The sequence below is a fragment of the Bacillus sp. 95MFCvi2.1 genome (assembly GCF_000374965.1).
Classification (GTDB): Bacteria; Bacillota; Bacilli; order Bacillales; family Bacillaceae_G; genus Bacillus_A; species Bacillus_A pseudomycoides.
The window spans coordinates 273343-287341 of sequence record NZ_KB895691.1; the positions used below are offsets into that span (position 1 = coordinate 273343).

General features: G+C 36.6%; 13 protein-coding genes. 11 read left to right on the forward strand and 2 right to left on the reverse strand.

All coding sequences use genetic code 11. The features are described from left to right. The first annotated feature begins 70 nt into the window (after positions 1–70). Together C568_RS0104605 and C568_RS0104610 are read left to right on the forward strand one after the other, a co-directional pair. Positions 71–862, forward strand: coding sequence for a patatin-like phospholipase family protein (locus C568_RS0104605; RefSeq protein WP_018780893.1), 792 nt, complete (start codon positions 71–73; stop codon positions 860–862). After that, positions 855–1880 carry a SepM family pheromone-processing serine protease gene (locus C568_RS0104610; RefSeq protein WP_018780894.1) on the forward strand — a complete coding sequence of 342 codons (1026 nt, stop codon included), beginning with the start codon at positions 855–857 and terminating at the stop codon, positions 1878–1880. Before C568_RS0104605 ends, C568_RS0104610 begins: the two co-directional genes overlap by 8 nt. Positions 1881–1904: 24 nt before the next feature. Here the strand turns inward: C568_RS0104610 and C568_RS0104615 are convergent, their stop codons facing one another. After that, positions 1905–3146, reverse strand: coding sequence for a nucleotidyltransferase (locus C568_RS0104615; protein WP_080740057.1), 1242 nt, complete (start codon positions 3144–3146; stop codon positions 1905–1907). A gap of 153 nt (positions 3147–3299) precedes the next feature. On the opposite strand from C568_RS0104615, the gene C568_RS0104620 reads away from it, so the two are divergent. The 3 genes from C568_RS0104620 (at position 3300) to C568_RS0104630 (ending at position 4687) form a co-directional block, all read left to right on the forward strand. Further along, positions 3300–3800 carry a YceD family protein gene (locus tag C568_RS0104620; RefSeq protein WP_003199747.1) on the forward strand — a complete coding sequence of 167 codons (501 nt, stop codon included), beginning with the start codon at positions 3300–3302 and terminating at the stop codon, positions 3798–3800. Between the two features lie 61 nt (positions 3801–3861). Continuing rightward, positions 3862–4035 (forward strand): 50S ribosomal protein L32, encoded by a 174-nt coding sequence (rpmF, locus tag C568_RS0104625; RefSeq protein WP_001984764.1) that lies wholly within the window; start codon positions 3862–3864, stop codon positions 4033–4035. Positions 4036–4165: 130 nt separating this feature from the next. Further along, a complete protein-coding gene (locus tag C568_RS0104630) occupies positions 4166–4687 on the forward strand; it encodes an RsfA family transcriptional regulator (RefSeq protein WP_006095784.1) in 522 nt (173 codons plus the stop codon). Positions 4688–4715: 28 nt separating this feature from the next. Here the strand turns inward: C568_RS0104630 and C568_RS0104635 are convergent, their stop codons facing one another. Further along, a complete protein-coding gene (locus C568_RS0104635) occupies positions 4716–5189 on the reverse strand; it encodes an N-acetyltransferase (protein ID WP_006095783.1) in 474 nt (157 codons plus the stop codon). Positions 5190–5495: 306 nt separating this feature from the next. On the opposite strand from C568_RS0104635, the gene panE reads away from it, so the two are divergent. The 6 genes from panE (at position 5496) to C568_RS0104665 (ending at position 13952) form a co-directional block, all read left to right on the forward strand. Continuing rightward, positions 5496–6383, forward strand: a complete 888-nt coding sequence (panE, locus tag C568_RS0104640; RefSeq protein WP_029426905.1) for a 2-dehydropantoate 2-reductase — start codon at positions 5496–5498, stop codon at positions 6381–6383. Between the two features lie 79 nt (positions 6384–6462). After that, entirely contained in the window at positions 6463–8079 is a 1617-nt protein-coding gene (gene bshC, locus C568_RS0104645; protein ID WP_018780897.1) for a bacillithiol biosynthesis cysteine-adding enzyme BshC, read from the forward strand. Positions 8080–8449: 370 nt separating this feature from the next. Then, the gene (gene rsmH, locus C568_RS0104650; RefSeq protein WP_016116040.1) at positions 8450–9382 is read left to right on the forward strand and encodes a 16S rRNA (cytosine(1402)-N(4))-methyltransferase RsmH; all 933 of its coding nucleotides are present in this window, start codon (positions 8450–8452) and stop codon (positions 9380–9382) included. A 15-nt stretch (positions 9383–9397) separates the two neighbouring features. Next, the gene (gene ftsL, locus C568_RS0104655; protein WP_018780898.1) at positions 9398–9766 is read left to right on the forward strand and encodes a cell division protein FtsL; all 369 of its coding nucleotides are present in this window, start codon (positions 9398–9400) and stop codon (positions 9764–9766) included. Positions 9767–9787: 21 nt separating this feature from the next. Then, positions 9788–11935, forward strand: coding sequence for a PASTA domain-containing penicillin-binding protein (locus C568_RS0104660; RefSeq protein WP_018780899.1), 2148 nt, complete (start codon positions 9788–9790; stop codon positions 11933–11935). Between the two features lie 100 nt (positions 11936–12035). Next, the gene (locus tag C568_RS0104665; protein WP_003208238.1) at positions 12036–13952 is read left to right on the forward strand and encodes a stage V sporulation protein D; all 1917 of its coding nucleotides are present in this window, start codon (positions 12036–12038) and stop codon (positions 13950–13952) included. Positions 13953–13999: the final 47 nt, after the last annotated feature.

The following is a 13999-nucleotide window of genomic DNA, read 5'->3' on the forward strand; positions in this document are numbered from 1 at the left end:
ACGTGGATACATGGTGAATTTAGACCATAAGTATGAAAAAGAGGATGAAAAAATTTAAAGGGTGAGAGAAATGAATGAACCAAAAATAGGCTTAGCTCTTGGATCTGGAGGTGCAAAAGGCTTTGCGCATGTCGGGGTGATTAAAGTGTTACGAGAGGCGAATATTCCCATTCATATGATTGCTGGAAGTAGTATGGGGGCGTTAATTGGGACATTTTATGCAGCGGGTTGCAACGTGGAGAGACTCTATCGAATGGCCACATTATTTAAACGAAAATACTATTTGGATTTTACTGTACCGAAAATGGGATTTATTTCTGGAAAACGGGTAAAAGATATGATTAAAATGTTTACATATAATAAAAATTTAGAAGAGCTAGATATCCCAACTGCAGTTGTGGCCACTGACATTTTAAAGGGGGAAAAAGTTGTATTTACAAGCGGTTCTATTGCTGATGCGGTGAGGGCGAGTATTTCTGTGCCAGGAGTGTTTGTACCTGAAAAAATAGATGGTCGTTTATTAGTGGATGGCGGAGTGATTGATCGCATCCCTGTATCCGTTGTTAAAGACTTAGGAGCTGATATTGTAATTGCTGTAGATGTATCTCCTATTAAGGTGAACGGAGAAGTTACATCCATTTATGATGTTATCATGCAGAGTATTGAGATTATGCAGCATGAACTTGTTGTTAATCGGCAAATTGCTTCAGACTTAATGATGCGCCCGGCAGTAGAACAGTTTAGTTCTCGTGCTTTTACCAATATCGAAGACATTATTCGAGTTGGAGAAGAAGAGGCCGAAAAACACATTCAGAAAATTTACTTATTAATTGAGCAGTGGAAGGAGAAAAATAATGTTTAAGCGTTTTCGTTTTATATATGCAATTTTAATTGGCGTTATATTAGCAATGTTGCTTGTCTATGTACGTCTACCATATTATGTAACAAAACCAGGTATGGCAGCGAAATTAGAACCATATGTACAAGTTGATGGTGGGAAGAAAGAGTCAGGTGATTTTATGCTCGTGACCGTTTCGATGGGGCCTGCGAATGTTGTAAATCTAATAGCTGCCCAATTTAATAAATATAATCACATTTCTAAAGCAGAGGAGATTTTGCAAAAAGGTGAGAGTGATGAAGAATATCAATTCCGCCAAGCGTATGCAATGAAAGATTCTCAAAACGCAGCCATTTATAATGCGTATAAGCGAGCAAATCGTTCAGTTTCCTTTCAAAACAAAGGGGTTTTAGTTGCTGGGATTGCGAAAAATATGTCCGCTGAAGGGAAATTAAAACTTGGGGATATAATTGTCGCTGTTGACGGTCAGCCTTTTGAAGCGATAGACCAATTTATTGCATATATGTCAGGTAAAAAAGAAGGGGATGTAGTAAATATTGAGTATATTCGTGGGGGGAAACGTTCTACAGAAAAACTAACGCTAAAACAAATTCCTGATGGCAAGGGACGTGTTGGTATTGGAGTTTCCATTGTTACTGAAAGGGACTTAGTAGTAGATCCAAAGGTGAAAATTGATTCACATGAAATTGGGGGACCATCAGCAGGATTAATGTTTACATTGGAAATCTATAATCAATTGACTGAAGAGGATATGACAAAAGGTCATGAGATTGCTGGAACGGGAACCATTAATGAAAAGGGAGAAGTTGGTCCGATTGGTGGTATTCAACAAAAAGTTGTAGCTGCTAGTGATGCGGGTGCAGAAATATTCTTTGCTCCAAATGAAAAAGGGGCACCGAAATCGAATTATAAAGAAGCGCTTGAAGCAGCGAAAGATATAAAAACAAAGATGAAAATTGTACCAGTAGATACATTAGATGATGCGCTAGCATATTTAGAAAAAATGTCAGAAAAAAAGTAAACCTCTCGCCCTAGAGAGGTTTTTTTATAAAAAATTATTCGTTGTTTCATCATACCGAATAGGATGCTGAGTTATATCCTTTTGTATACATTTTGTACGTAAAGGTTCTTGTAGCACTGAAAAATAAACAGCATTTGCTTTGCGCTCTATATCTAGAACGGGATGTTGAAATGTTTTCGTATGAGTAAGAAGCGGGAGTCCTAGATTTTTTTTGTGTTTCGAAATATAAGTTTGTCCTTTTTGTGACATACCAAGTAAACGGATATATGGTGCATGTTGCTCTATATGTGCCTTTTCCATTTCTTCTTTTGTTGTATTTGTTAAAATATGTGTACATACCCGTTGTAATCTAGTCCATGTATAACGTTTTGTTTTTAATGCTTCCATGAAAGTAAGAAATGAAGAGGTATTATGTATTTTTGATAAAATACGATGCTCCAATCCTTCCTCTACCTCATATATATGTTGTAAATCCTTGGAAGACATTGTCAAAAGTCTATATTTAAAAAATGGGAAATACTCCTCCCAACAATGCAGTGTATGATACGTTTGTTTATAGCTTTCTAAAAAAGATGCGGTACAATTGGGTACAAATGGATAAATGGTTGTGAATGAATCATTTTCACTAAATAATTGTTTGCGAATGCTAGTCGCACTTGCAATATGGTTATCTTGAAAGGTTTCGTCATGGTAATGAGATGCGAACCTTTCAATGGTATGTGCATGAATGGAACTTTTCTGAGAAAGAATCGCTTCAATGTAATGTAAGCCTAATATATTATTTGGCTGGGACATATCAACAGTATTGACGTCCGATAAGATGTGTGAGAAGGCTTGAGAAGTTGCTTTGGCATAGCTGTTTCCAGCATCCATAAATTGCTGCACAAGTTGATTGAAAGTATCTTTTTCCTTTTGGCGTAAAGAAATGGTATTATAGAAGTTTTGAATCTCTCCATCCTCACTGCCGAAGCAAATTTCAGAAACGCCAAGGGCATCTAAAATAGAAATAGCACCGTTAGCAAATGTTTCGGCTTTTTGTGTTGCGAATGTATAAGGGAGTTCAACAACAAGATCTATACCACCGGCTAGAGCCATCTTGGTTCGGAACCATTTTGATAAGAGAGCTGGTTCACCACGTTGTAAAAATGATCCGCTCATGACAGCGATTGTAATGTCGGACTGTGTTAACTTTTTTGTTTGTTGCACATGATAAGCATGACCGTTATGAAAGGGGTTATATTCAACAATAATACCGCTTGCCTTTATGATAATCTCTCCTTTCGATGTAGCATCTTTTCTAAAAACATGATAATCTATATATTATTTCCTATAATGACTTCATTATAGTGTAAAGAAAAAACATTGACAAATATAAAATGGCTAGCTATAATTTTGTTTGTTGCCTTGAGGTGATATGATATGAAATGGTCCATCCATCAATTAAACAAATTGAGACATAAAGGATTGACATTGGATGAGATGGTAGATGTAAGTGAGCTAAAAGAAGTCGAGAAAGAAATTCGAGAAATTAATCCTGTCCATGTAACAGGTAGAGTTGATTTTGGCTCCAGTAAGTTTACGTTTCATCTACATATAACTGGAAGCATGGTTTTACCATGTTCTCGCTCTTTAGTAGATGTAACATTACCATTTGACATTAAAACAACTGAGGTGTTCCAAACTTCAGAAGAAGAGTATGAAACGGAAGCGGAAATCCATTACTTAGAAGGAGAAGTACTTGACTTACTCCCAATAATCAAGGAAAATATACTTTTGGAGATTCCAATGCAAATTTTCAGTGATGATGTTTCCGGTGGAGCACCAACGCAAGGTCAAGACTGGCAAGTGATTTCGGAAGAAAGCAAAGAAAAGCCTGTTGATCCAAGGTTAGCAGGACTTGCGAAGTTTTTTGACAAATAATCGGAAGACTGGTTCAGGCCTTCATATGAAAATAACTATTTCTTTTAAGGAGGTGGGAAGAATGGCTGTACCTTTTAGAAGAACTTCTAAAACAGTAAAAAGAAAGCGTCGTACGCATTTCAAATTATCAGTACCTGGTATGGTAGAGTGCCCAAGCTGTGGTGAAGCGAAATTAGCTCACCGTGTATGTAAAGCATGCGGTACTTACAAAGGTAAAGAAGTAATCAGCAAGTAATTGTGGAAATAAACGCAGAAGATATTCTTCTGCGTTTATTTTTTTTTGTATTATTCTTTATATGTTGGTATTCTATCTTTTCTAGTAACTGCATATGTTTAATAAAAAATGCATAAGGAGGACTAGAGGAATGGCGACAACAAGACAAGATGCATGGACTGATGATGAAGATTTACTTCTGGCAGAAGTGGTACTCCGGCATATTCGTGAAGGAGGAACCCAGCTTTCCGCATTTAAAGAGGTAGGTAGACATTTATCTCGTACACCTGCAGCATGCGGATTTAGGTGGAATTCTTACGTTAGAAAGCAGTATAAAGAACGTATTGAAGAGGCAAAACAAATTCGTAAGGTAGAGAATTATGTAGTAAGGCAACCAAAAGTGGTGGAGTTTTCTCCTACATCAATTACATTAGACGATGTTATTAACTTCTTACAAAAATATAAAGATGAAAAAGAATTAAAAGAATTACACCAAAAAATTGAATTGTTACAAAAGGAAAAGGAATGGCTTCTACAGCGTGTATCTGTATATGAAGAAGAGTATCGTACTTTGCTTGATTATATTGATCGAAAAAGAAGTGTGATGGTACTAGAAACAAAAGAAAGAGATACCATTCATGAGCATGAAACATTAGAAAAGGTGAAAAAATAAAAACAGCTGAATAACAGCTGTTTTTATTTTATGCGGATTCTTCATTTGTAACCGCATTCAAATTAGCTTCTGGATGCCAAATGTAAAATTCGCCATCAGTGGTTGATATTTGCCCGAAGTTTAGTTTCTCCCAAAATGCAGCGGATTGAATACGAGCTGTTGTTTTGATTGGAAATTGTAGTTGTTTTGCATAATTAACAAGCATTTGACCAAAACCCTGTTTTTGGAAGTTTGGTAACACTTCAAGTTTAGAGAGTTCTACGTAAGATCCAGTAATCTCAAGATTTAATTCACCATGTCTCCTCATGTACAAGCTCATACGTGCGATAAGGGATCCGCCGTAATAAATGCCGTAAAATGGGGACTCGCTATCATTTTCAATAATATTTGCTTGCAATTCTTCGAACATGGAGAGTTCTTGAGCGCCACAGCCCTTAAATTTTTTAAATTCGTCTAACGTTTTATAATTGATGAGCAAGCGCTCAACTTTTGGGAATGTCATTACAACACATCCTTTTCTCGTTTTGTAAAATAAAGAAAAGTATAAATATTTTCAATAATATTATAACTCATTTTTTCATTTTTATGAAGGAAATAGAATATTTCTTTCAGTATTTTTTTGGAGGATTTGCTACACTAGTCGTATGAAGGGAATTTATATATATTTATGAAATGTACTTTTAGTTGTTGAAATATAAATAAGATATACTCAATGTTATGATGAGTTATAGAGGGGAGGTAATCAGGAGGCTTCTAATTGATTACAGGATATCTTTCTTCTTTGTATTCGTTAGGAGATTCTGAGGGAATAGAGATGAAGATTGGGATTGTTGGTCCGGGAGCTATTGGTCTTCTTTTTGCATTTTATTTAAAAAAGAACAAACAGGATGTTACATTATTTACAAGAACGGTAGAACAAACTGAAAAGTTAATGCAGGAGGGGATAAGCTGTATTCGTAAGGGAAGAAAGGAAACGGTATTTCCGAATGTTACGCCATTAGAGAGTATTGTAGGTGAACAAATGGACTATACGTTTATTGCTGTAAAACAATATCATTTAGCGAATATACTTCCTTTCATAAAAGGACAAAGGCAGATTATCTTTTTGCAAAATGGAATGTCTCATCTGGATATATTACACGAAATAAAGTGTGAAAATGTAGCGGTGGGGATTGTGGAGCATGGGGCAAAAAAAGAAAATGAATATACAGTGCGCCATACAGGAGTAGGGGTTACGAAATTTGGAGTAGTAAATGGTGATTGGTCTCAATTTGAGGCAGTATTGGATTGTTTTTCCTCAAAGTATTTTTCGGTGCAAGTAGAAGAAGATTGGAAACAAACAATGAGTTATAAACTTGTAATAAATGCCTGCATTAATCCACTAACAGCTTTATTTGGTATACAAAACGGAGAATTGCTATCGAATCCTTTTTTTTATAAAGTGATGGAGCAAATATTTCAGGAGGTCATGTTCCTTGTAGGGGAGGAAAAAAAAGAAGAGATGTGGCAATTGGTTTGTCATGTATGTGAAACAACATCCAGTAATACATCCTCTATGTTAGCAGACGTGAAAGAGAATCGGGAAACGGAAATTGATGCTATTATTGGCTATGCGATAGAAGAAGCGAGGAAACAGCGAAAGCAAGTTCCCACACTGCAATTTTTATACAATTCAATAAAGGGATTAGAAGTATAAGAGATATTCTTTGCTTTTACATCAAACATTGACTACAATTTGGATTGGTGAGAGAACAGGATAGGAAAGGAAGAATTATATGGAGATAAAAGAAATCTCTGTTCCACTACAAGGTGTTGTGGCGGACTATATGAAGGGTAGAAAAGAAGTGCAGGCATTCTTCGATTATCCGTTGACAGAAGATGGATTCGGGCGGCGTCTGTATGATTTGCGTGATAAGAAGTTTTTCCGTCAAGACTTAGTGGCACATTTATTGGAATATAATACTAATTTACATGCTGGAGACCATACTCTTCGGAATATAGAGGCGCTAGCGGATGAAAATACATATGTTGTTGTTGGAGGACAACAAGCAGGACTATTAACAGGACCTCTTTATACTGTGCATAAAATTATTTCGATTTTGCAGCTTGCAAAAGAAAAAGAAGCAAGTTTAGGAGTTCGTGTAGTTCCTGTTTTTTGGATTGCTGGTGAAGATCACGATATCGATGAAATTAATCATGTGTTTGTAACGAAAAATAAAAAAATAAAAAAGACGATTTTCCATGATCGTCATCCAAAAAAGGCAAGTGCATCTGAATCTGATCTTTCAATAGCAGACTGTAGAAAGTGGATTGAAGAAATTTTCAAAACATATCCGGAAACGAATTTTACAAAGGATGTATTACAGTTTGTTGAAGATGCTTTGCAGAATTCTCGTACATATGTAGATTTCTTTGCGCATCTTATTATGAAATTATTTGTAGATTCAGGATTGATTCTCGTTGATTCCCATCATCCAGCGTTAAGAAAGTTAGAAGTTTCTTTTTTTAAACAAATACTAAGTCGATATAAAGAAGTGCAAATGAGTCTTCAAGAACAACAGCAATTAGTAAAGGAACAAGGATATAAACCGATTATTGAAACAAAATCAAATGCAGTGCACATATTTATGCAAATTGATGAAGAGCGTGTGTTGTTAGAAGAAGAGAATGGGAAATTTGTTGGAAAAGATGGTATTTATTCATTTTCGTATGAAGAGTTGATAGCGGAAATGGAAAAAAGTCCGGAACGATTTAGTAATAATGTTGTAACAAGACCACTTATGCAAGAATATATATTTCCGACATTAGCGTTTATTGGAGGGCCTGGTGAAATTGCTTACTGGAGTGAATTGCAGCAAGTATTTCATGTGTTTGGTTTTCAGATGCCTCCGGTTGTTCCGAGACTCACAATTAGTTATATGGAACGCGATATTATAACAGATTTACATGATTTACAATTACAAGAGAGTGATCCATTTGTAAATGACATAGATATGCTACGTGATGAGTGGCTTTCTAATCAAATAGAAGAACCAATTGACAATCAGTTTATAGAAGCGACAGAGAAAATGATGGATGTTCATACTTCTTTACAACAGTTTGTAAAAAAAATAGACCCGGGATTGCAGCAATTCGCTGAGAAAAATGAGTGGAAAATTAAAGAGCAAATTGAGTTGCTAGAAAGAATGTTAAAGCGAAATGTTGAGAAAAAACATGAAGTAGAGCTGAATAAATTTCGCCGTTTACAATACGCGCTCCGTCCGCTAGGTGCGCCGCAAGAACGGGTATGGAATATATGTTATTATTTAAATCGGTTTGGATTAGATTTTGTTGAACGAGTAATGAAGCGATCGTACTCTTGGAACGGGAACCATCATATTATAAAACTATAAAATCTTGCTCTTAGGAGCAGGATTTTATTTTTTGTATGTGGAATTAACTGTAAAGTGATTTTTTCTGAATTATCTAACTAAATGTTCAGGAGTATGATATTTATAATAAAGCACATGTATATGACAAAATAGAACAAAATGCAAACGTATTATTGTGTTTTTCGACATGTTTTTATTTAATTTCCCGCAAAAAATGATAAAATTTAGTATATAATAAAGTGAAACTGCGATTTGTGGATATTAGATTTCCACTGACGCCAAGTTGGATGTGACATATTTTCGTAGCATTAATTTCCCGACATATTGGGTGGTTTATTAGGAAGAAAAAGAGACATTCAACGTAATTATTTTGCAAAAAGTAGGTGCAACAATGTTTAAACACGTAACAGTTCTTTTAAAAGAAACAGTAGATGGTTTGGATATAAAACCAGGTGGTACATATGTAGATTGTACGCTAGGTGGTGGAGGACATAGTTCCTATTTATTATCCCAGCTAACGGAAGGGGGAAAATTAATTGCATTTGATCAAGATGAAATTGCGATTCAAAATGCAAAAGAAAGATTTTCTTCTTATGGTGATCAATTTATAACAGTGAAGAGTAATTTTCGCTATTTGTCAGAAAAGCTACATGAATTAGGAATAACAGAAGTAGACGGAATTTTATTTGATTTAGGTGTTTCATCCCCACAATTAGATACACCAGAACGTGGTTTTAGTTATCATCATGATGCGCCCTTAGATATGCGGATGGATCAAGATGCCCCATTAACGGCATATGATGTTGTAAACAACTGGTCATATGAACAACTCGTAAGAATCTTTTTCCAATATGGTGAAGAGAAGTTTTCAAAGCAAATTGCAAGGAAAATCGAAGCGTACCGCGAGAATAAGGCGATTGAAACGACAGGAGAGTTAGTAGAGCTAATTAAAGAAGGAATTCCTGCTCCAGCTCGTAGAACGGGTGGACATCCTGCAAAACGAGTGTTCCAAGCGATTCGAATTGCTGTAAATGATGAGTTGAAAGTATTCGAGGAGGCACTGGAATCTGCGATTGAAATGGTTAAGCCAGGTGGAAGAATCAGTGTTATTACGTTCCATTCATTAGAAGATCGTATTTGTAAAACAACATTTAAACGAAATAGTACAACACCACAGCTTCCTCCAGGATTACCAATTATCCCTGATGAGTTTAAGCCGAAACTAAAGCTCATTACAAGAAAACCGATTTTACCTTCTGATGAAGAATTAGAAGAAAATAATCGAGCGCGTTCTGCGAAGTTACGAATCGCTGAAAAACGATAAAAAGGAGAGAGAGGTATGACAAATTTAGCTGTAAAGTATAAACAACAACAAGTGCAAGAACAAGTGCAAGTACAATCTCAAGCTCCGCAGCAAAATGTACAATCAAAAGCGAAAACAAAAATTACAAGAATTGAAAAATTGTTGTATGTGACTTTTATTGGCTTTTTATTATATGCTTGTGTGGCTTTTATTGGAAATAAAGCAGGCCTGTACCAAGTTGATGCGGAAGCAGCAAAAATAGAGAATGAAATTGTGGAAAAACAAAAAACAAACCAAGAATTACAAGCTGAAGTGGAAAAGTTAAGTCGCTATGAGCGTATCGCAGAAATCGCAAAAAAACACGGGCTAGAAATTAATGCGAATAATGTGAAAGGTTTACATTAATATAGTAGGTGTGAAGAAAATATGAAGACGAATATGAACAAAATTCATACCAATAAAGGAGCAGGTTACTTTATGATATTTTTCCTCCTGCTCTTTTTGCTGTTGTTAGCCCGATTCTTTTATATTCAAGCAACAGGAACAGTACATGGTCAAGACTTAAAGAAACTTGCACAAGACAAGCATAATAAAAATGGCGTACTTGAAGCGAATCGTGGAACGATTTATGATCAAAATGGACATGTGTTAGCGCAAGATGCGAACTCATACAGGATTGTTGCGAAACTAAAAGGTGAAAAACCTGTAAAAGATAAAGAGGATGCTGCAAAGAAAATTGCAGGTGTACTTGGGACAGGTGAAGATGAAATTTTAGCCACTTTAAACAAAGATAAGAGTCAGGTAGAGTTCGGAGCGCTGGGAAAGAACTTGACGAAAGAAAAGAAAGAGCAACTAGCAAGTCTTAAAATACCAGGTATTTCATTTGTTACAGAAAAAGCTAGAGTGTATCCAAATGGGGATTTCGCATCTTACGTGTTAGGTTATGCAAAACCTGATGATAAAGGAGTTGCGAAGGGGAAATTTGGATTAGAAGAGAGTTTAGATAAGTATTTACGTGCATCTAATGGAAGTGTAGCATATACAGGAGATCGTAATGGTGTTTCTCTCGATGGTGGAAAGCAAAATGTAAAGCCACCGAAAAATGGAGAAAATGTATATTTAACAATTGATCAACGTATTCAAGGTTTTTTAGAAGATGCGATGAAAGCAGCTGATCAGCACTATGAACCTTCTATGCTAATTGGATTGGTTGCAGATCCGAAAACAGGAAAAATACTAGGAATGTCTAGTCGACCTAGCTATGACCCAAATAAGGGTGATATTCAATACTATCATAATGATCCAATCGCAAATGCGTATGAGCCGGGGTCTACGATGAAAATTTTCACATTAGCTGCGGCGATTAATGAAGGTGTATATAATGGTCAAGAATATTACCAGTCAGGTACGTATCCAGTTGGAAATCGTAAAATAAAAGATCATAACGGTGGTGCAGGCTGGGGATCTATTACATTTGATGAAGGGGTTGAGCGTTCTTCTAACGTTGCATTTGCAATTTTAGGAGATCAAAAACTTGGTCCAGATCGTTTCCGACAATATATTCATAAATTTGGATTGGATGAAAAGACTGGCATTGATTTACCTGGGGAAGGAAAAAATACAATTGTATTTGACCAGCAGATTCAACAGGTAACAACAGCATTCGGACAAGGCTCTACTGTAACACCGATGCAACTTGTACAAGCTGCAACCGCAATCGCAAATGGTGGGAAAATGATGAAACCTTATGCCATCGATAGAATTGTAGATCCACTAACGAACAAAGTGGAATTAGAGCATAAACCAGAAGAAGTGGGGCAACCAGTTACAAAAGAAACAGCAGAACAAGTAAGACAATTATTAGAACGCGTTGTTACCTCACCAAAAGGAACAGGGAATGCGTATAAAATCGATGGATACTCTGTTGGTGGTAAAACAGGAACAGCACAAATTCCGGATGGACAAGGTGGATATATGACTGGAAAAGAAAACTATATTTTCTCATTCCTTGGTATGGCACCAATGGACGATCCGCAATTAATTGTTTACTTTGCAATTAAGCAGCCGAAATTAAAAGATAATGAATACGGGGCACAACCTCTCGCGGAAATGTTTAAATCTGTAACGAAAAATAGTTTAGAGTATTTGAAAATTAAACCGAATCAAGTGAAAGATTCGAAGAAATATGTGAAAGAGCAACAGGCGGTTGTTCCAGAGGTAACCGGAAAAACAATGGAAGAGGCAAAAGCAACATTAGAAAAAGCCCAATTCCGTCCGATTATAGTAGGTGAAGGAAAAGTAAAACAACAGGTACCAAAAGCGACTGAAAAAACATTGAAGGGCGATCGAGTCTTCTTAGTAGGAGATAAACCGTTGATGCCAAATATACAAGGATGGGCACTTCGGGATGTAATGAATTTAGCGAAAACGTTAAATCTTAATTTGAAGCCATCTGGTACAGGATATGTGACAGAACAAAGTGTGGCGGAAGGAACGCCGTTACAAGCAGGTACGGAATTAGCTGTAACACTTGTACCACCGCTTGAGCCACAGCAAGAGGCAGAAAAGCCATAGAATGTTCTAGGTGCATAATGTAAGAAGTCCAAGAGGTTCTATTCGAATAGGTACAAGCATATATTGGAACAAGCTAGGCGTAAAGGAGGCTTGTTCCAATATGCGTGTATCGAATGTAACAGTTAGAAAGCGACTTATTTTTATACTTATATCAGGTATACTCATTTTTACAATTATTGATATTCGTCTTGGATACGTACAGTTTTTTCTTGGGAATATGTTAACAGATCGTGCAAAGGATTCATGGAGTCGTAATATTACTTTCGAACCTGAACGAGGAAAAATTTTAGATCGAAATGGTGTGGAGCTTGCAACGAATAAAAGTGCACCAACTGTCTTTGTTGTACCAAGGCAAATTGAAAAACCAGCAGAGACTGCAGAGAAGTTAGCTGCAGTTTTAGGTGTGGAAAAAGAGGAAATTTATAAACGGGTTACAAAAAAAGAGTCCATTGTAAGATTGGATAAGGGCGGAAGGAAAATTTCTCATGATAAAGCAAAGGAAGTACGTGCTTTAAGTTTAAAAGGTGTTTATATTGCTGAAGATTCCATTCGGTATTATCCGTTCGGAAAATATTTATCGCATGTACTAGGGTTTGCTGGTAGTGACAATCAGGGGCTTATGGGACTTGAGTCGTATTATGATAAAGAGCTAAATGGTGATAAAGGGCATGTGCGCTTTTTTGCAGATGCGAAAGGGCAAAGGATGCCGAATGTTGGAGATGATTTCAAAAAACCAGAGGCAGGCTTAGATTTAAAATTAACAATCGATTCTCGAATCAATACGATTATAGAGAGAGAAATGAATATCGCAGATTCTACGTATAATCCAGATGGTATGATCGCAATCGCGATGAACCCGAAAAATGGTGAAATTTTAGGAATGTCAAGTCGCCCAAGTTTCGATCCCGCGGATTTTCAGAGTGTTTCACCAGAAGTGTTTAATCGAAACTTGCCTGTATGGAGTACATATGAGCCGGGATCGACTTTTAAAATCATTACACTTGCGGCTGCTTTAAATGAAAAATTAGTAGACTTGGAGAAAGATACGTTTTATGATGATGGAGCAGCTGAAGTTGGAGGCGCTAGGCTACGTTGTTGGAAAGCTGGTGGCCACGGTAGTCAAACGTTTTTAGAAGTTGTTCAAAATTCTTGTAACCCAGGTTTTATTGAGCTTGGGGACCGCCTTGGAAAAGAAAAGTTATTCCAATACATTCGTGATTTTGGTTTTGGACAGAAGACAGGGATTGACTTGCAAGGAGAAGGAAAAGGGATTTTATTCAACCTAGATAAGGTTGGTCCGGTTGAACAGGCGACGACTTCTTTTGGGCAAGGGGTTTCTGTTACACCGATCCAACAAGTTGCTGCGGTAGCGGCAGCTGTAAATGGTGGGACATTATACCAGCCGTATATTGCGAAAGAATTTGTTGATCCATCGAATAATCAAGTTGTAAGAAAGAAAACACCGGTCGAGAAAAGAAAAGTTATTTCCAAGGAAACATCGGAAAAAGTTCGTTATGCGTTAGAAAATGTTGTAGCGAAAGGTTCTGGTAAAGGTGCATATATTGATGGTTATCGTGTTGGTGGAAAAACAGGAACTGCCCAAAAAGTAAAAGACGGAAAATATTTAGATAATAACTATATTGTATCTTTTATTGGGTTTGCTCCAGCAGATGACCCACAAATCGTTGTGTATGTTGCGGTTGATAATCCAAAAGGAGTTACTCAATTTGGTGGTGTTGTTGCTGCGCCAATTGTAGGAAATATTCTTCGTGATGTGCTTCCTGTGATGGGAGTAGAGCCACGCAAGGAGCAGGTTGAAAGGGAATATAAATGGGGCGATACACCTACAATAGAAGTTCCGGATTTAATCGGGATGAAGAAAAAAGATTTGCAAACGCAGCTTGTAGATTTGCAGCTCGATGTAAGTGGTGAGGGAGACAAAGTAATTAAACAATCACCAGAAGCTGGTGCCAAAGTAAAGGAAGGATCAAAAATTAGGATTTACTTTGGTAATTAAAAGTCAGAGATTGTGTTTTGTGATACAATTGGTGGAAGTTGAGTTAA